Source organism: Bacillus sp. AFS029637 (assembly GCF_002584985.1).
GTDB lineage: Bacteria > Bacillota > Bacilli > Bacillales > Bacillaceae_G > Bacillus_A.
Genome location: NZ_NUPZ01000104.1, coordinates 1 through 207 on the forward strand (window position 1 = coordinate 1; position 207 = coordinate 207).

General features: G+C 56.0%; 2 tRNA genes. Both read right to left on the reverse strand.

The annotated features are described in order from the left end of the window. Positions 1-20 precede the first annotated feature (20 nt). A tRNA-Ala gene (locus COE49_RS27095) sits at positions 21-96 on the reverse strand. Between the two features lie 9 nt (positions 97-105). Beyond that, positions 106-179: transfer RNA gene (locus COE49_RS27100), tRNA-Pro, on the reverse strand. Positions 180-207: the final 28 nt, after the last annotated feature.

Genomic DNA, 207 nt, shown 5'->3' on the forward strand with positions numbered 1-207 from the left:
TTCAGTTTTCAAAGAACTAATGGTGGAGCCTAGCGGGATCGAACCGCTGACCTCCTGCGTGCAAGGCAGGCGCTCTCCCAGCTGAGCTAAGGCCCCAAACAAATATCGGGAAGACAGGATTTGAACCTGCGACCCCCTGGTCCCAAACCAGGTGCTCTACCAAGCTGAGCCACTTCCCGAAAGAAAACGCGCCCGAGAGGAGTCGAA